The 16,159-nt window shown below is 58.6% G+C and carries 17 protein-coding genes; 12 read left to right on the top strand and 5 right to left on the bottom strand.

The window, feature by feature from the left end; genetic code table 11:
* Positions 1 to 90: 90 nt before the first annotated feature.
* Entirely contained in the window at positions 91 to 2,529 is a 2,439-nt protein-coding gene (locus EJA70_RS02450; RefSeq protein WP_008078572.1) for a Lon protease family protein, read from the top strand.
* 309 nt (positions 2,530 to 2,838) lie between these two features.
* Positions 2,839 to 3,156, top strand: a complete 318-nt coding sequence (locus EJA70_RS02455) for a hypothetical protein (RefSeq protein ID WP_008078570.1) — start codon at positions 2,839 to 2,841, stop codon at positions 3,154 to 3,156.
* A gap of 51 nt (positions 3,157 to 3,207) precedes the next feature.
* On the opposite strand, the gene EJA70_RS02460 is transcribed toward EJA70_RS02455, so the two are convergent.
* On the bottom strand, positions 3,208 to 5,037 hold the full coding sequence (locus EJA70_RS02460; RefSeq protein WP_158829376.1) for a hypothetical protein: 1,830 nt from the start codon (positions 5,035 to 5,037) through the stop codon (positions 3,208 to 3,210).
* 162 nt (positions 5,038 to 5,199) lie between these two features.
* Here EJA70_RS02460 and EJA70_RS02465 point away from each other — a divergent pair, with 162 nt between their 5' ends.
* The 3 genes from EJA70_RS02465 to EJA70_RS02475 all read left to right on the top strand — a co-directional run bounded on the left by EJA70_RS02465 (position 5,200) and on the right by EJA70_RS02475 (position 6,868).
* Positions 5,200 to 5,688 carry a TIGR00645 family protein gene (locus tag EJA70_RS02465; protein ID WP_008078565.1) on the top strand — a complete coding sequence of 163 codons (489 nt, stop codon included), beginning with the start codon at positions 5,200 to 5,202 and terminating at the stop codon, positions 5,686 to 5,688.
* A gap of 134 nt (positions 5,689 to 5,822) precedes the next feature.
* Entirely contained in the window at positions 5,823 to 6,128 is a 306-nt protein-coding gene (locus EJA70_RS02470; RefSeq protein WP_158829378.1) for a DUF6482 family protein, read from the top strand.
* 122 nt (positions 6,129 to 6,250) lie between these two features.
* Complete coding sequence (locus EJA70_RS02475) at positions 6,251 to 6,868, top strand: FKBP-type peptidyl-prolyl cis-trans isomerase (RefSeq protein WP_008078561.1); 618 nt, start codon at positions 6,251 to 6,253, stop codon at positions 6,866 to 6,868.
* A 131-nt stretch (positions 6,869 to 6,999) separates the two neighbouring features.
* Here the strand turns inward: EJA70_RS02475 and EJA70_RS02480 are convergent, their stop codons facing one another.
* From EJA70_RS02480 to EJA70_RS02490, 3 genes are all read right to left on the bottom strand, one after another.
* On the bottom strand, positions 7,000 to 7,257 hold the full coding sequence (locus tag EJA70_RS02480; protein WP_008078558.1) for a hypothetical protein: 258 nt from the start codon (positions 7,255 to 7,257) through the stop codon (positions 7,000 to 7,002).
* A gap of 207 nt (positions 7,258 to 7,464) precedes the next feature.
* Complete coding sequence (locus EJA70_RS02485) at positions 7,465 to 7,806, bottom strand: zinc ribbon domain-containing protein YjdM (RefSeq protein ID WP_158829380.1); 342 nt, start codon at positions 7,804 to 7,806, stop codon at positions 7,465 to 7,467.
* 145 nt (positions 7,807 to 7,951) lie between these two features.
* A complete protein-coding gene (locus tag EJA70_RS02490; protein ID WP_007909817.1) occupies positions 7,952 to 8,920 on the bottom strand; it encodes a polyprenyl synthetase family protein in 969 nt (322 codons plus the stop codon).
* A gap of 239 nt (positions 8,921 to 9,159) precedes the next feature.
* On the opposite strand from EJA70_RS02490, the gene rplU reads away from it, so the two are divergent.
* The 5 genes from rplU (at position 9,160) to EJA70_RS02515 (ending at position 12,903) form a co-directional block, all read left to right on the top strand.
* Positions 9,160 to 9,474: a 50S ribosomal protein L21 gene (gene rplU / locus EJA70_RS02495; RefSeq protein WP_003176051.1), complete on the top strand. Its 315-nt coding sequence runs from the start codon at positions 9,160 to 9,162 to the stop codon at positions 9,472 to 9,474.
* A gap of 34 nt (positions 9,475 to 9,508) precedes the next feature.
* Positions 9,509 to 9,766 (top strand): 50S ribosomal protein L27, encoded by a 258-nt coding sequence (gene rpmA, locus EJA70_RS02500; RefSeq protein WP_003176049.1) that lies wholly within the window; start codon positions 9,509 to 9,511, stop codon positions 9,764 to 9,766.
* A gap of 193 nt (positions 9,767 to 9,959) precedes the next feature.
* Positions 9,960 to 11,183, top strand: coding sequence for an Obg family GTPase CgtA (gene cgtA / locus EJA70_RS02505; RefSeq protein ID WP_008078548.1), 1,224 nt, complete (start codon positions 9,960 to 9,962; stop codon positions 11,181 to 11,183).
* A 123-nt stretch (positions 11,184 to 11,306) separates the two neighbouring features.
* The gene (proB, locus tag EJA70_RS02510) at positions 11,307 to 12,425 is read left to right on the top strand and encodes a glutamate 5-kinase (protein WP_053123978.1); all 1,119 of its coding nucleotides are present in this window, start codon (positions 11,307 to 11,309) and stop codon (positions 12,423 to 12,425) included.
* A gap of 10 nt (positions 12,426 to 12,435) precedes the next feature.
* Positions 12,436 to 12,903, top strand: coding sequence for a CreA family protein (locus EJA70_RS02515; protein WP_158829382.1), 468 nt, complete (start codon positions 12,436 to 12,438; stop codon positions 12,901 to 12,903).
* Positions 12,904 to 13,024: 121 nt separating this feature from the next.
* On the opposite strand, the gene rpsT is transcribed toward EJA70_RS02515, so the two are convergent.
* Entirely contained in the window at positions 13,025 to 13,297 is a 273-nt protein-coding gene (rpsT, locus tag EJA70_RS02520) for a 30S ribosomal protein S20 (protein ID WP_003228351.1), read from the bottom strand.
* A gap of 252 nt (positions 13,298 to 13,549) precedes the next feature.
* On the opposite strand from rpsT, the gene murJ reads away from it, so the two are divergent.
* Complete coding sequence (murJ, locus tag EJA70_RS02525) at positions 13,550 to 15,088, top strand: murein biosynthesis integral membrane protein MurJ (RefSeq protein WP_008078545.1); 1,539 nt, start codon at positions 13,550 to 13,552, stop codon at positions 15,086 to 15,088.
* 129 nt (positions 15,089 to 15,217) lie between these two features.
* Positions 15,218 to 16,156, top strand: coding sequence for a bifunctional riboflavin kinase/FAD synthetase (gene ribF / locus EJA70_RS02530; protein WP_008078544.1), 939 nt, complete (start codon positions 15,218 to 15,220; stop codon positions 16,154 to 16,156).
* The last annotated feature ends 3 nt before the right edge of the window (positions 16,157 to 16,159 follow it).

Here is a 16,159-nt window from a genome sequence, read left to right on the forward strand (position 1 = left end):
TATGCTTTGTCACATGGCGCGCCTTGCCAGTGGGGCACGGGCAGCGCCAGAATGCCGCTATCTGCCCCGCCTGATTGTTAAGGAAGCCCGATGCCTGATCCTGTTGCTGCCAGCTTGCGTCTTGCGCCCGAAGCGCTGACCCGTCCGTTTTCCGCTGAACAGTTCAGCTTCACTACCACCAATGATCTGGAGCCCTTTCGCGGTGTGCTCGGCCAGGAACGCGCGGTCGAAGCCTTGCAGTTCGGTGTGGCGATGCCACGCCCCGGTTACAACGTCTTTGTCATGGGCGAGCCCGGCACCGGCCGGTTCTCGTTCGTCAAACGCTACCTGAAGGCCGAAGGCAAACGCCTGCAGACCCCGGCGGACTGGGTCTATGTGAACAATTTCGATGAGCCGCGCGAACCCCGCGCGCTGGAGTTGCCGTCCGGCACCGCTGCTTCGTTCATCGGTGACATCAACGGTTTGATCGACAACCTGCTGGCGACGTTTCCGGCAGTCTTCGAGCACCCGTCCTACCAGCAAAAGAAAAGCGCCATCGACCGCGCCTTCAACCAGCGCTACGACAAGGCCCTCGACATCATCGAACGCCTGGCGCTGGAAAAAGACGTCGCCCTGTACCGCGACAGCAGCAACATCGCCTTCACGCCGATGCTCGACGGTAAAGCGCTGGACGAAGCTGAATTCGCCCAGTTGCCGGAAGCTGATCGTGAGCGTTTCCACGAAGACATCTCCGGCCTCGAAGAGCGTCTGAACGAAGAACTCGCCAGCCTGCCGCAATGGAAGCGTGAGTCGAACAATCAGCTGCGTGCGCTTAACGAAGAAACCATTACCCTGGCTTTGCAGCCATTGCTTTCGCCGCTGTCGGAGAAGTACGCCGAGAACGCTGCGGTGTGCGGTTACCTGCAAGCGATGCAGGTGTACCTGCTGAAAACCGTGGTCGAGCAGTTGGTTGACGACAGCAAGACCGACGCCGTGGCGCGCAAGCTGCTGGAAGAGCAATACGCGCCAAGTCTGGTGGTCGGTCATCCGGTGAGCGGCGGTGCGCCAGTGGTATTCGAACCGCACCCGACTTACGAAAACCTCTTCGGCCGTATCGAATACACCACCGATCAGGGCGCGCTCTACACTACCTATCGTCAGTTGCGTCCGGGTGCCTTGCACCGCGCCAATGGCGGTTTCCTGATTCTTGAAGCGGAAAAAATGCTCAGCGAGCCGTTCGTGTGGGACGCGCTGAAACGCGCCCTGCAATCGCGCAAGCTGAAAATGGAATCGCCGCTGGGCGAGATGGGCCGTTTCGCCACCGTGACCCTCAACCCGCAGCACATTCCGCTGCAGGTCAAAGTCATCATCATCGGCGCGCGGTCGCTGTACTACACGCTGCAAGACCTCGATCCGGACTTCCAGGAGATGTTCCGCGTTCTCGTTGATTTCGACGAAGACATCCCGATGGTCGACGAGAGCCTGGAGCAATTTGCCCAACTGCTGAAAACCCGCACATCGGAAGAAGGCATGGCACCGCTGACCGCCGACGCGGTGGCGCGTCTGGCGACTTACAGTGCACGGTTGGCCGAACATCAGGGGCGTTTGTCGGCGCGTATCGGCGACCTGTTTCAATTGGTCAGCGAGGCGGATTTCATCCGGCATCTGGCTGGCGATGAAATGACCGACGCCGGCCACATTGAACGCGCCCTGAAAGCCAAAGCCACGCGCACCGGACGTGTGTCGGCGCGGATTCTCGACGACATGCTCGCCGGGATCATTCTGATCGACACCGATGGTGCGGCAGTCGGCAAGTGCAACGGGCTGACCGTGCTCGAAGTCGGTGATTCGGCGTTTGGTGTGCCGGCGCGGATTTCCGCCACGGTGTATCCGGGCGGCAGCGGCATCGTCGACATCGAGCGTGAGGTCAACCTTGGTCAGCCGATCCACTCCAAAGGAGTGATGATCCTCACCGGGTATCTGGGCAGCCGTTACGCTCAGGAATTCCCGCTGGCGATTTCCGCGAGCATCGCGCTGGAGCAATCCTACGGTTACGTCGATGGCGACAGTGCGTCGCTGGGCGAGGCGTGCACGCTGATTTCGGCGCTGTCGAAAACCCCGCTCAAGCAGTGCTTCGCGATCACCGGTTCGATCAACCAGTTTGGTGAAGTGCAAGCGGTCGGCGGGGTCAACGAGAAAATCGAAGGCTTCTTCCGTCTCTGTGAGGCGCGCGGGCTGACGGGCGAGCAGGGCGCAATCATTCCGCAGGCCAACGTCGCCACGCTGATGCTCGATGAAAAGGTCCTGGCGGCGGTGCGTGCCGGGCAGTTCCACGTTTACGCGGTGCGTCAGGCGGATGAAGCGTTGAGCCTGCTGGTCGGCGAACCGGCCGGTGAGCCGAACGCCGACGGTGAATTCCCGGAAGGCAGTATCAACGCACGGGTGGTCGAGCGTCTGCGTGACATCGCCGAGATGATCAGCGAGGAAGACCTCAAGGAAGCCGAGAAAGAGTTGGCCCAAGAGGCATTAGCCGAAGCCAAACCCGCGTAACCCTGGCGCGGTCAAACTGTAGGAGTGAGCCTGCTCGCGATAGCGGAGTGTCAGTCGGCGAATGAGTTGCCTGACACACCGCCATCGCGAGCAGGCTCACTCCTACATTTGCTTTGTGGTGATCTGCAGGGAGCTCGCCACAACTCTGGCGTCAATATTCACACAATGACCATTCGGCGCCTTCTGGTTCTATCCAGCTTGCGCAACGTACTTTTCTTCTATTCTCAGCTCAAGGATATCGACAGTATCACTGGATCGAGCCAGTCCCCCCGTGGGGGCTGAATACCGGCTTCACCGAGGGTCGCCGCCATGTCGCGCAACCTCTGTCTCACCCGTCAGTGCCTGGGTCTGGTGACCCGTATCGAATGCGCCATCAAGCCGTTGGCCGGCGATAACGGCATGTGGACGCTGCTCTTCGCCGCCGGCATGGCCGGCGAACAACCTTCCGCGATCAAAGCCCAAGGCCCGTTCCACGGCCCCGTAGCGGCGGAGTCGATTCTCGACACCATCGTTGAAAGCCTGACTTTGCACGGCTACGAACTGGCCGACGATCCGCAGATCTGGAGCCTGCACCTGCAAGCCCAGCTACGGCAGATCAACGGAGGCCGCAGCCGCGCCCTCAATTAATACCTGCCCATGTAGGAGCTGCCGCAGGCTGCGATCTGTTGATCTTGCTCTTCAAGGGGCTGTATCAGGCACCTGCGCCTTATCGAGTTTGACCTCAAAGCCGTATTGCACGGTGGCGAGGTCGGTTCGCTGATAGGTTTCCACGTGAGTCGGACGGCCGTAGAAGTAATGCACGCCGAACACCGCCGGGCCTTCTGTGCTCGCGTCGTGGCTGACCGAAAGAATCTGCTTGAGGTAATGGCCGCTGTCATCCTTGACGAAGAACCGCCATTCGTTGGGCGGAAACACCTTCAGATCGACCACCAACATGTTGTTCCGGATCTCCAGGCCTCTGGGCAACGCCTTGGCGTCGTAGGCTTGCTTGGCCACCGTCGCGAGAAACAACGGCATTGAACCGACGGCAATCGCCGGGGTTTCCGGAAAAAGATTCAGGTCGTAAGTGATGGTCGCGCGCAACGGATCGACCTGATAAGCCTCGGGCGGCAGTTCTATCGGCTCGTCGAGTTTGCCGTTATGTTTTTCGGTGAAGAACGTCACCGGGCTTTCGCCGGGATTGAAGTCGTCGCCGAGCAATTCATCATTGAAGGTGCGGCGGTGAGAGAACTCGATGCGCGCGGCGCTCGGGTCCTCTACCGATTGGTGGATACGAATGCCGGCCTTCAGTTGCTCTTCGGTCAGTGCTGCACCCTTGAGCCAGCTAGCGGCTTGATCGTCGTACACCACCACCGACGGATCCAGCGGTTGAATGGCCTTTTCGGTGGTGTGCTGGTTGAAGGCGCGAATCGGCAGATCCAGGGTTTTACGGGTCACGGTGACGGAGGAGAAGTCCAGTACGCTGACCTCCAGCGTCTCGATCGGCCCGTTGAAGTAAACCTTGTTGTAGCGTTTCGGGTGTTGTTGCTCAAACGTCTGCTGGTCGTCGCTCAGCTGTTTTTCCAGCGTATCGCTCCAGGTTTTCTGTTGCTGTAATTGCGCCAGTTGTTTCTCGTAAAACGCCACCTGCTCCGGGCTCTCGTTGATCGAGCCGGCGCGAATCAGGTATTGCCCGGTCGTGTCGCGGGCCTGCACGATCATTGGATTAAGTTGCGCGCCGGCGACTTCCGGGGCCAGTGGCAGGCTGTTGCTGAATTCGACTTCGGCGTAGTTCTTTTCCAGCTTCAGCAGTTTGACGCTGAGGTTGTCGTTGGTGCGGGTCTGGCCGACATCCTTTTTCGTCAGGTCGAAACTGTACAGGCGTCGTGGCGCGATGACCTCGACCTGGCCTTGCAGGCTGACCGGTTGCGGCAGGGTTTTCTTGTCGACGTTCAGGCCATCGATGAACGGGTAGGTCACGGTCAGGTCGTCGGGGTTGGTCACGTTGGAGCTGGACGGGCTGAGCTGAATGCCGGGGTCGGTTTCCGACCATTCCGGCTGATACGCGATGACACGTTTGTTGCTCAACGTCACCGATTGCCATTCCACCCCGTGGGGAAACAGGAACCCGCCGGGAATGTTCAGGTTGAACGGGAATACCGGCTGCAGATCGGTGAGGTAATCCGAGCTGGCGTCTTTGTGCAGAACGAACAGACCGTTGACGAAGGTATCGACCAGCGCCTGTGGGGCAGGGTAGTGCTTGAGCACCGCGAGGGCGTCTTCGCCGTACTCGGTGCGCGGCGGATTGTCGTCGAGTTTGAGTTGGGCGCGCTCCAGTAACAGCAGCGAGCCGCCGAGCTCGGTGATGGCGTCCTTGAGCTTGGGATCGCTGATGGCGTCCAGCGATTGCTCAAACTGCGCGGTCTTTTCTTCAAGGCTCAGTGCGTGTTTCTCATCGCCGGGCGAGCAAGCGCCCAGCAACAAGGCCAAGCAGATTCCGGCCGTCGTTATCGGCAATCGCACATCCATTTCCACTCGTCCTGTCCACTGTCGCTGGGCTGTCAATGCTTTGGACACTAGCAGAAAAAAAATCACATACACACGCAGGTGGCGGATTTGCCGACGGTTTCTGGCTGTCACGAGGGGCTGATATACTCGCCGCCATTTCCGCCCCCTCTTGTGTGAGATTCAATGGAACGCTTTATCGAAAACGCAATGTACGCCTCGCGCTGGCTGCTGGCGCCGATCTATTTCGGGCTGTCCCTCGGGTTGCTGGCGCTGGCGCTGAAATTCTTCCAGGAAGTGTTCCACGTCATCCCCAATGTGTTCTCGATCGCCGAATCCGATCTGATTCTGGTGCTGTTGTCGCTGATCGACATGGCCCTGGTGGGTGGTTTGCTGGTGATGGTGATGATCTCCGGCTACGAGAACTTCGTCTCCCAACTGGACATCGATGAAGACAAGGAAAAGCTCAGCTGGCTGGGCACCATGGACTCCTCGTCGCTGAAGATGAAAGTGGCGGCCTCGATCGTGGCGATTTCATCGATCCACTTGCTGCGCATCTTCATGGATGCCAAGAACGTCGATCCCGAGCACCTGAAGTGGTACGTGATCATTCACATGACCTTCGTGCTCTCGGCCTGCGCAATGGGTTATCTGGACAAGGTCACCAAGCACTGATCGCTGCCTGATCGCTGCAAACCACCGCCCGTCTGTTGCGAAACAGACGGGCGGTGTCGTTTGTAGCTTGTGCTTTAGCGTGCGCAGGCATATCCCTGTAGAGGTCCTGGCTCGCCACTGCGTGAGGTGCGTTCATGAATCTGCAAGAGTTGAATGCGTTTGCCATCGCCCGCAAGGTCGATGAACTGAACCTGATCTCCATGGAAGGCGGGATATATCTGCTCGAAGCACGGATGCACGGGGCGGCGTATCCGTTGAGTGATCTCAAGGGCAACATGCTGACGCTGCGTTCGGTCGAGCATGCGCGGGATTTGCTGCATGCCTTCCCGGTACTGCCGTTCAACCTCGTACACACTTCGGTACACGATGAAATGTGTGGCCTGGGCGCCAGTGGCGAAGAAAGCCTGAAAGTGCCGCTGTCCTGGCGATCGGCCCTGTAGGCCTTGCGCGCCATCGTCTGAGCATCTGTGCTAGTCTGCTCGCCCTTTTGGTTCCGGGCGCGCCGGGACGCGCTGTGCACGCACGGCAAGTCTTGTGGCCGTCCGCACAGCGGAGCAGTGTCATGTCCGAAGTAAATCTGTCCACCGACGAAACCCGCGTCAGCTACGGCATCGGCCGTCAGCTGGGTGACCAGCTGCGCGACAACCCGCCACCGGGCGTTAGCCTGGACGCGATCCTGGCCGGCTTGACCGACGCTTTCGCCGGTAAGGAAAGCCGTGTGGGTCAGGAAGAAATGTCCGCCAGCTTCAAGGTTATCCGCGAAATCATGCAAGCCGAAGCGGCTGCCAAAGCTGAAGCCGCTGCTGGTGAAGGTCTGGCCTTCCTGGCGGAAAACGCCAAGCGTGACGGCATCACCACCCTGGCTTCCGGCCTGCAATTCGAAGTGCTGACTCAGGGCGAAGGCGCCAAGCCGACCCGTGAAGATCAAGTGCGTACGCACTACCACGGCACGCTGATCGACGGCACTGTGTTCGACAGCTCCTACGAGCGTGGCCAGCCAGCAGAATTCCCGGTTGGCGGCGTGATCGCCGGCTGGACCGAAGCCCTGCAACTGATGAATGCCGGCAGCAAATGGCGTCTGTACGTGCCGAGCGAACTGGCTTACGGCGCTCAAGGCGTTGGCAGCATCCCGCCGCACAGCGTACTGGTATTCGACGTCGAGCTGCTGGACGTTCTGTAATACCAAGCCTGTCTTGATGGCGGGCTAATGTAGGAGTGAGCCTGCTCGCGATAGCGTTTTTTCAGTCGACTGATTTGTTGTCTGACACACCGCCATCGCGAGCAGGCTCACTCCTACAGTTTTACCGTGTTTCATATTTCTATCTTGTGATGCAGTTCATGGGTCGGGCGCAATGCCCGGGCATAGCAGAACAGGAACAGATTGCGCACCAGCTCCTTGAGCACCAGCGGCTCGCTGGAATTCAGGCTGCTGACGTCCAGATCCCCTTGATCCTGCAGCTCATGCAAGGCTTCTTCTTCAAGCACCGCACAGACTTCACCGGTCTCCCGATGGAGGATTCTGAGGTAAGGGTGTGGGCGATCCAGCCAGGCGTCGATCAGATAAGTCATGGTTCTCATCTCCATTGAAGGTGTTTGATGAGAATAATTCTTATTATCGAAATAGCAAGCGCCTATTGGCAGATTGTGATTTTTTCAGGGTAAAGATTGCGTAAGGTCAAAACGGCTGGCGTTTGGCTATTGCTTGGATTTATCGAGGTACGGCCGGGGAGGGTGGAACTCCATCCCACGGCTGGCGCGGGATGGATGACAGCAGAATCAGACTTTTCTGACGAACTCGGATTTGAGTTTCATCGGGCCGATGCCGTCGATCTTGCAGTCGATGTCGTGGTCGCCATCGCACAGGCGGATGTTCTTGACCTTGGTGCCGACCTTGACCACCAGCGAGGTGCTCTTGACCTTGAGGTCCTTGATCACGGTGATGGTGTCGCCGTCCTGCAGGACGTTGCCGACCGAATCTTTCTTTACGCTGTCATCGGCGGCCACTTCGGCTTCGCCACTGGCGGACCACTCGTGGGCGCACTCCGGGCACACCAGTTGGGTACCGTCTTCGTAGGTGTATTCGGAATTGCATTTCGGGCAGGGTGGCAGCGTGCTCACTAGGGCTCCTTGGGGTGCGGGTCGCTAAAAGTCGCACATTATATAGGGTTTATCCGTTGGTGGCGCCAAAAGCAAAAAATCGCAGCCCGGCAGCCCTTGTAGGAGCTGCCGAAGGCTGCGATCTCTCGATCTTGCTTCAGCGCTATCAGTGCGTACGCGCGACCGCAAACTCACTCAGTTCAACCAGCGCATCCCGATATTCACTGGCCGGCAGCGCCTCAAGGCACTTGATCGCACGGGCCACGTAATCACGGGCGAGTTGCGCGGTGTATTCCAGCGAACCGGAGGCCTCCACGGCAATGCGGATGCTTTCCAGGTCTTCGATCCCGCCTTTCTGGATCGCCTGGCGCACCAGTGCAGCCTGTTCCGGCGTGCCTTCACGCATGGTGTAGATCAGCGGCAGGGTCGGCTTGCCTTCGGCCAGATCGTCACCGACGTTCTTGCCCAGGGTTTCGGCGTCGCCCTTGTAGTCGAGCAGGTCGTCGACCAGCTGGAATGCCACGCCGAGGTGATCACCGAACGTGCGCAGCGCTTCGCTCTGCTCGGCGGTAGCACCGGCCAGTGCCGCAGCGCTGTGGGTCGAAGCCTCGAAAAGCATCGCGGTTTTGCCGCGGATGACTTCCATGTAGGTTTCTTCGGTGGTGCTGGCGTCGCGCACCTTGGACAGTTGCAGCACTTCGCCTTCAGCGATGATGCGCGTGGCCTGGGACAGAATCTTCATCACCGGCATCGAGCCCAGTTCGACCATCATTTCGAACGAGCGCGAGTACAGGAAGTCGCCGACCAGCACGCTCGGGGCGTTGCCCCACATGGCGTTGGCGGTCGAGCGGCCACGGCGCATGCCGGACATGTCGACGACGTCGTCATGCAGCAGGGTCGCGGTGTGCAGGAATTCGATGGTGGCGGCCAACAGGCGCATGTCGTCGCCTTCGCGACCCAGTGCCTTGCCACACAACAACACTAATAAAGGACGCAGACGCTTGCCGCCGGCCGAGGTGATGTAATCGCCGATTTTCGATACCAGCGGTACTCGGGAAGTCAGCTGCTTCTTGATGATGCCGTCGACGGCGCTAAAATCGTCCGCCACCGCGCGGTAGAAAGCTTGGGGTTGCATCAGCGAGAGTCGCTCCAGAAGGGTTGCGCGGCATGCTAGGACCCCCATCCGGACCTGTCAAGGCGCGATGGACGGCTACTTGCAAGCCTGCGGCGCCTTGCGTACAATCGCGCACCCTGAACTTCCTGGGCAGCACCTGCCTTACGCAATTGCAACGGGCCTTCCAGCCTTATGCAGCCATGCCAGCCAATACCTCTTCTTATAAAGAGCTGGGTGAGCAGGATTATCGGAGAAATACCATGTCTTATGCAGTAATCGTTACTGGCGGCAAGCAGTACAAAGTCGCCCCAGGTGAATACCTGAAGATCGAAAAACTGGAAATCGCTACCGGCGAATCCGTTACCTTTGATCGCGTTCTGTTGGTTGCCAATGGCGACGACGTGAATATCGGCGCTCCAGTTGTTGCTGGCGCTACCGTTGTGGCTGAAGTGATCTCCCAAGGTCGTCACGATAAAGTCCGCATCATCAAGTTCCGTCGCCGTAAGCACCACATGAAGCGTATGGGCCACCGCCAGTGGTACACCGAGATCAAAATCACCGGTATTCAGGCTTAATTTCAGCCTAATTCCTCACTAGGAGAATTGACTCATGGCACACAAAAAAGCTGGTGGTAGTACCCGTAACGGTCGCGACTCAGAAGCCAAACGCCTTGGCGTTAAGATGTATGGCGGCCAGAAAATCATTCCGGGCAACATCATCGTGCGTCAGCGCGGCACCCAATTCCACGCTGGCTACGGCGTTGGCATGGGTAAGGATCACACCCTCTTCGCGAAAATCGAAGGCGTGATCAAGTTTGAAGTAAAAGGCGCGTTCAACCGCCGTTACGTGAGCGTTGTCGCAGCTTAATTGCGCGATCGCTGGAAAAGCCCTGTCTCGCGACGGGGCTTTTTCGTTTGTGGGGTGAGTCTCTTGCAAAACTGTTTGTATGGGCTGTCGGCGTGCGATGCAGGTCGTGTTTTGGGGTCGCTGCGCTCATTTTTGCAAGAGTCTTATGTCTTGATTGTTTTTCGGCTCGTCCGTATGGCGAGAGGCGTTGGTTATGAAGTTTGTTGATGAAGTATCGATTCGCGTAAAGGCTGGTGACGGCGGCAATGGCGCCATGAGTTTCCGTCGGGAAAAATTCATCGAAAACGGTGGCCCGAACGGCGGTGATGGCGGTGACGGCGGTTCCATCTACATGATGGCCGACGAAAACCTCAACACCCTGGTCGACTACCGTTACACCCGGCACTTCGATGCCGAGCGTGGTTCCAACGGCGGCAGTACCGACTGCACCGGTAAAAAAGGCGAAGACCTGATCCTGCGCGTGCCGGTCGGCACCACAGTGATCGACTCCGCTACCCAGGAAGTCATCGGTGACCTGACCAAGGCTGGTCAGAAATTGATGGTTGTGCAGGGCGGCTGGCACGGTCTGGGCAACACCCGTTTCAAATCCAGTACCAACCGTGCACCGCGCCAGACCACGCCGGGCAAGCCGGGTGAGCAGCGCGACCTGAAACTGGAAATGAAAGTACTGGCCGATGTTGGTCTGCTGGGCTTGCCGAACGCCGGTAAAAGTACCTTTATCCGCTCGGTATCGGCCGCCAAGCCGAAAGTTGCCGACTATCCGTTCACCACGTTGGTGCCGAACCTCGGTGTGGTCAGCGTCGACCGCTGGAAGAGCTTCGTCATTGCCGACATTCCGGGTCTGATCGAAGGTGCTTCCGACGGTGCCGGCTTGGGTATCCGCTTCCTCAAGCACTTGGCGCGTACGCGTCTGTTGCTGCACCTCGTCGACATGGCGCCGCTGGATGACACCAGCGCACCGGATGCGGCTGAGGTGATCGTCAACGAGCTGATCAAGTTCAGCCCGTCCCTGGCTGAGCGTGATCGTTGGTTGGTACTGAACAAGTGCGACCAGATCCTTGAAGAAGAGCACGATGAGCGCGTCAAGGAAATCGTTGATCGCCTGGAATGGACGGGTCCGGTCTACGTGATCTCGGCTATCGCCAAGATCGGTACCGAGCGCCTGTGCCACGACATCATGCGTTACATGGAAGACCGTGCTGATCGCCTGGCCAATGACCCGGCTTACAAGGAAGAGCTGGCCGATCTCGATCAGCGCATCGAAGACGAAGCCCGCGCGCAACTGCAGGCGCTGGATGACAAGCGTGCCCTGCGTCGCAGTGGCGTGAAGTCGGTCCATGACATCGGTGACGATGATTGGGACGAAGAAGATGTGGATGACGAAGACGGTCCGGAAATCATTTACGTGCGTGACTGATTCGTTGCGATAAACTTGAACGCCGCTCAATCGAGCGGCGTTTTAGTATCTGGAAATCGCAAGTCACAAATAACGTCATGGGCGGCGCTGGGTCGCGCTGCCCTCAAGCTAAGGTTGAAGATGATGCGGAGCAAGGTGACAGGTGCGCAGCGTTGGGTCGTGAAGATCGGTAGCGCTTTGCTGACAGCTGATGGCAAGGGGCTGGATCGCGCGGCAATGAGTGTCTGGGTCGAGCAGATGGTGGCCTTGCATGAGGCTGGCGTCGAATTGGTGCTGGTGTCCTCCGGGGCGGTGGCGGCTGGCATGAGCCGTTTGGGCTGGACCGCACGACCCAGTGCGATGCACGAGCTCCAGGCGGCTGCGGCGATCGGCCAGATGGGCTTGGTGCAGGCGTGGGAATCGAGCTTCGCCGAGCATGGCCGGCACACGGCGCAGATTCTCCTGACTCACGACGATCTGTCCGACCGCAAGCGCTACCTCAATGCTCGCAGTACTCTGCGTGCATTGGTCGAGCTGAAAGTCATCCCGGTCATCAACGAAAACGACACCGTGGTCACCGACGAAATCCGTTTCGGCGACAACGATACGCTGGCGGCGCTGGTGGCCAACCTGGTCGAGGCGGATCTGCTGGTGATCCTGACCGACCGCGATGGCATGTTCGACGCTGATCCGCGCAACAACCCTGATGCGCAACTGATTTACGAAGCGCGCGCCGATGATCCGAGCCTGGATGCGGTGGCGGGCGGTACCGGTGGCGCGTTGGGGCGCGGCGGCATGCAGACCAAGCTGCGCGCGGCGCGTCTGGCTGCGCGGTCCGGTGCGCACACGATCATTGTTGGTGGGCGTCTTGAGCGTGTACTTGATCGCCTGAAAGCGGGTGAGCGCATCGGCACCTTGCTGTCACCCGAGCGCGGCATGCTCGCGGCGCGCAAGCAGTGGCTGGCTGGGCATCTGCAAACGCGCGGCACGCTGGTGCTGGATGACGGTGCGGTGTCAGCGCTGTCCAAAGGCAACAAAAGTCTGCTGCCGGTGGGTGTGAAGTTGGTGCAGGGCAGTTTCCGTCGCGGTGAAATGGTGGTCTGCGTGGCGCCGGACGGTCGTGAGATCGCCCGAGGCCTGGCCAACTACAGCGCGCTGGAAGCACAAAAAATCATCGGTCAGTCGTCGGATGCGATTGTCGGTTTGCTGGGTTACATGGCTGAGCCTGAGCTGGTTCACCGTGACAACCTGATCCTGGTTTAAGGAAAACTTGATGCGTGTAGCAAAAGGATTGTTGGGCTTGTTGATGGCGTTGCCATTGCTGGCCTCGGCCGAGGAAATCGGTCAGGTGTCGACAGTGTTCAAGCTGGTCGGGCCAAACGACCGGATCGTGGTCGAGGCATTTGATGACCCCAAGGTCGAAGGTGTGACCTGCTATCTGTCGCGCGCCAAGACTGGCGGCGTGAAAGGTGGCTTGGGTCTGGCCGAAGATCGGGCTGAAGCCTCCATTGCCTGTCGGCAAGTGGGCGAGATCAAGTTCAAGGGTGACCTGAAGGACGGCGATGAGGTGTTCAAGGAGCGCACATCGCTGGTGTTCAAGACCATGCAGGTGGTGCGTTTCCTCGACAAGAAGCGCAACACCCTGGTTTACCTGGTCTACAGCGATCGCGTGATTGAGGGTAGCCCGCAGAACGCGGTGACGGCGATTCCGATTCTGCCGTGGGTGCCCGTCCAGCAATAACCCCGCGAAACCAACTGTAGGAGTGAGCCTGCTCACTCCTGCATTTTTTTTGCGCTGGATTTGTTAAATCACAGGCAATAAAAAACCGACCCTAAGGTCGGTTTTTTAATGACTACGTCGATTAAGCAGCTTCTTTCAGCGCTTTGACGTGGCCATTCAGACGGCTCTTATGACGAGCAGCCTTGTTCTTGTGGATGATGCCTTTATCGGCCATACGGTCGATAACTGGCACAGCCAGAACGTATGCAGCTTGAGCTTTTTCAGCGTCTTTTGCGTCAATGGCTTTAACTACATTCTTGATGTAGGTGCGAACCATGGAACGCAGGCTGGCGTTGTGGCTGCGACGCTTCTCAGCCTGTTTTGCACGTTTTTTGGCGGAAGGTGAGTTGGCCACCGTCGAGCTCCTCGAAAGACTTTTTAGGAAATAGCAAACAAAATAGGCCGCGAATCATGCCGATGAAGAGAAGTCTTGTCAAGGGCACTTGAAACGTTCCGCTAAGTGGTAGGTATAAAGAGGCGGGATATTTATTTCCGGCGCTTGACCTGTAAACTCGCGAGCTTTGGCTCTGTGCTGCTGCGGCGCGGAGTATCGCATAAGTAGGCGCTTAATTCGCCTGCTGTTTATCGACAGGCACAAATTCCCTCAATGAATCTGCTCAAATCGTTGGCCGCCGTCAGCTCTATCACGATGCTTTCCCGGATTCTGGGTTTTGTTCGTGACACGCTTATCGCCCGCACATTCGGCGCCGGGATGGCGACAGACGCCTTCTTTATCGCCTTCAAACTGCCCAATCTGCTGCGGCGGATCTTCGCTGAGGGGGCTTTCTCACAAGCTTTTGTACCGATTCTTGCCGAGTACAAAAGTCAGCAGGGCGAAGAGGCGACCCGTACCTTCATTGCCTACGTATCGGGCCTGCTGACGCTGGTACTGGCGATCGTCACTGCGTTGGGCATGATCGCTGCTCCGTGGGTGATCTGGGCCACGGCCCCGGGTTTCACCGATACACCGGAAAAATTCCAGCTCACCTCTGATCTGTTGCGTGTGACGTTCCCTTATATATTGCTGATCTCGCTGTCGTCGCTGGCGGGCGCGATCCTTAATACCTGGAACCGCTTCTCGGTGCCGGCGTTCGTGCCGACCCTGCTCAACGTCAGCATGATCGTGTTTTCGCTGTTCCTGACGCCGTACTTCGATCCTCCGGTCATGGCGCTTGGCTGGGCGGTATTGGTCGGTGGTCTGGCGCAACTGCTTTATCAACTGCCGCACCTGAAAAAGATCGGCATGCTGGTGCTGCCGCGTCTGAACCTGCGCGATACCGGCGTGTGGCGGGTGATGAAGCAAATGTTGCCGGCTATCCTCGGCGTCTCGGTCAGCCAGATTTCGCTGATCATCAACACCATCTTCGCCTCGTTTCTGGTCGCAGGCTCGGTGTCGTGGATGTATTACGCCGACCGCTTGATGGAGTTGCCATCCGGCGTGCTTGGTGTGGCGTTGGGCACGATTTTGCTGCCGACGCTGGCAAAAACCTACGCGAGCAAGGATCGCCACGAATATTCGCGGATTCTCGATTGGGGTCTGCGCTTGTGCTTTGTGTTGGTGCTGCCGTGCTCGCTGGCGCTGGGGATTCTCGCTGAGCCGCTGACCGTTTCGCTGTTTCAATATGGCCAGTTCAGTGGCTTTGACGCCGAGATGACTCAGCGTGCGCTGATTGCTTATTCTGTCGGCCTGCTCGGGATTATCGTGATCAAAGTGTTGGCGCCGGGCTTTTATGCGCAACAGAACATCAGAACCCCGGTAAAAATCGCAATCTTCACGCTGGTGGTTACTCAGTTGTTCAACTTGGTGCTGATCGGCCCCCTGGCTCACGCCGGTCTGGCTTTGGCGATCAGCGCAGGCGCCTGTCTGAACGCAGGACTGCTGTTCTATCAACTGCGCAAACAGCAGATGTATCAGCCTCAGCCGGGTTGGGCCAAGTTCGCTTTCAAACTGGTGGTGGCGGTGGCGGTGATGTCTGTGGTGCTGTTGATCGGCATGCATTTCATGCCGCCATGGGATCAAGGGCACATGCTTGAGCGTTTCCTGCGTCTGGGCGCCTTGGTCGCGGCGGGCGTGGTGTCCTATTTCGGCATGTTGCTGCTGCTCGGTTTCCGCCTGCGCGACTTCAATCGCAAGGCCTTGAGCTGAGGTTTTACCCTCTATAAACAGGCGCGGGCCGGCAGTTTTGTCGGCTCGTTCACTTTGCGTTACGGTGTTGCCTGTCGTCGACCGTCGGGTGTGGTTATAATCGACCACTTTATGAGCAAGAAGCGCGTTATGCAGCTGGTTCGAGGCCTCCACAACTTGCGCCCCCAGCATCGGGGCTGCGTCGCCACTATTGGCAACTTTGACGGTGTTCACCGTGGTCACCAGGCTATCCTGGCCCGACTGCGTGAGCGTGCGCTCGAGTTGGGCGTACCCAGCTGCGTGGTGATTTTCGAGCCGCAGCCACGGGAGTTCTTTGCCCCCGAGACCGCGCCGGCACGTCTGGCAAGGTTGCGCGACAAGCTGCAACTGCTGGCCGCCGAAGGCGTTGACCGGGTGTTGTGCCTGGCGTTCAACCAGCGCTTGAGCAAGCTCAGCGCCAGTGAATTCGTCGACACCATCCTCGTCGATGGCCTCGGCGTGCAGCATCTGGAAGTCGGTGATGATTTCCGCTTCGGTTGCGACCGCCTCGGTGATTTCGACTTCCTGTTGCAGGCCGGGCAGATGCACGGTTTTACCGTTGAAGCGGCGCAAACCGTCGAGCTGGACGGTATTCGTGTCAGCAGCACACAGGTGCGCAACGCCTTGGCTGCCGCCGATTTTGCCTTGGCCGAACGTTTGCTCGGCCGCCCGTACCGCATCGCCGGTCGCGTGTTGCACGGGCAGAAACTGGCCCGGCAACTGGGTACGCCCACTGCCAACATTCAACTCAAGCGTCGTCGTGTGCCGTTCACCGGGGTGTATCTGGTGGATGTCGACATCGACGGCAAGACCTGGCCCGGCGTCGCCAATATCGGCGTACGGCCCACGGTACAAGGTGATGGCAAGGCCCACCTTGAAGTCCATCTTTTAGATTTTGCCGGCGATCTGTATGACCGGCGTTTGACGGTGGTTTTCCACCAAAAGCTGCGTGAAGAGCAGCGCTTCGCCTCCCTGGAGGCATTGAAAACGGCGATCAATGCGGATGTCGCCACCGCCCGTGCACTAGCCGCACCTAGCGCCCATCGCTAATGA

This window comes from Pseudomonas sp. PB103 (assembly GCF_009764635.1).
Classification (GTDB): domain Bacteria; phylum Pseudomonadota; class Gammaproteobacteria; order Pseudomonadales; family Pseudomonadaceae; genus Aquipseudomonas.

What these genes read in the sequence shown, in the direction of transcription:
- EJA70_RS02450 (WP_008078572.1), top strand. Translation starts at nt 91, where the DNA reads ATGCCTGATCCTGTTGCTGCCAGCTTGCGTCTTGCGCCCGAAGCGCTG.
- EJA70_RS02455 (WP_008078570.1), top strand. Translation starts at nt 2,839, where the DNA reads ATGTCGCGCAACCTCTGTCTCACCCGTCAGTGCCTGGGTCTGGTGACC.
- EJA70_RS02460 (WP_158829376.1), bottom strand. Translation starts at nt 5,037, where the DNA reads ATGGATGTGCGATTGCCGATAACGACGGCCGGAATCTGCTTGGCCTTG.
- EJA70_RS02465 (WP_008078565.1), top strand. Translation starts at nt 5,200, where the DNA reads ATGGAACGCTTTATCGAAAACGCAATGTACGCCTCGCGCTGGCTGCTG.
- EJA70_RS02470 (WP_158829378.1), top strand. Translation starts at nt 5,823, where the DNA reads ATGAATCTGCAAGAGTTGAATGCGTTTGCCATCGCCCGCAAGGTCGAT.
- EJA70_RS02475 (WP_008078561.1), top strand. Translation starts at nt 6,251, where the DNA reads ATGTCCGAAGTAAATCTGTCCACCGACGAAACCCGCGTCAGCTACGGC.
- EJA70_RS02480 (WP_008078558.1), bottom strand. Translation starts at nt 7,257, where the DNA reads ATGACTTATCTGATCGACGCCTGGCTGGATCGCCCACACCCTTACCTC.
- EJA70_RS02490 (WP_007909817.1), bottom strand. Translation starts at nt 8,920, where the DNA reads ATGCAACCCCAAGCTTTCTACCGCGCGGTGGCGGACGATTTTAGCGCC.
- rplU (WP_003176051.1), top strand. Translation starts at nt 9,160, where the DNA reads ATGTCTTATGCAGTAATCGTTACTGGCGGCAAGCAGTACAAAGTCGCC.
- rpmA (WP_003176049.1), top strand. Translation starts at nt 9,509, where the DNA reads ATGGCACACAAAAAAGCTGGTGGTAGTACCCGTAACGGTCGCGACTCA.
- cgtA (WP_008078548.1), top strand. Translation starts at nt 9,960, where the DNA reads ATGAAGTTTGTTGATGAAGTATCGATTCGCGTAAAGGCTGGTGACGGC.
- proB (WP_053123978.1), top strand. Translation starts at nt 11,307, where the DNA reads ATGCGGAGCAAGGTGACAGGTGCGCAGCGTTGGGTCGTGAAGATCGGT.
- EJA70_RS02515 (WP_158829382.1), top strand. Translation starts at nt 12,436, where the DNA reads ATGCGTGTAGCAAAAGGATTGTTGGGCTTGTTGATGGCGTTGCCATTG.
- murJ (WP_008078545.1), top strand. Translation starts at nt 13,550, where the DNA reads ATGAATCTGCTCAAATCGTTGGCCGCCGTCAGCTCTATCACGATGCTT.
- ribF (WP_008078544.1), top strand. Translation starts at nt 15,218, where the DNA reads ATGCAGCTGGTTCGAGGCCTCCACAACTTGCGCCCCCAGCATCGGGGC.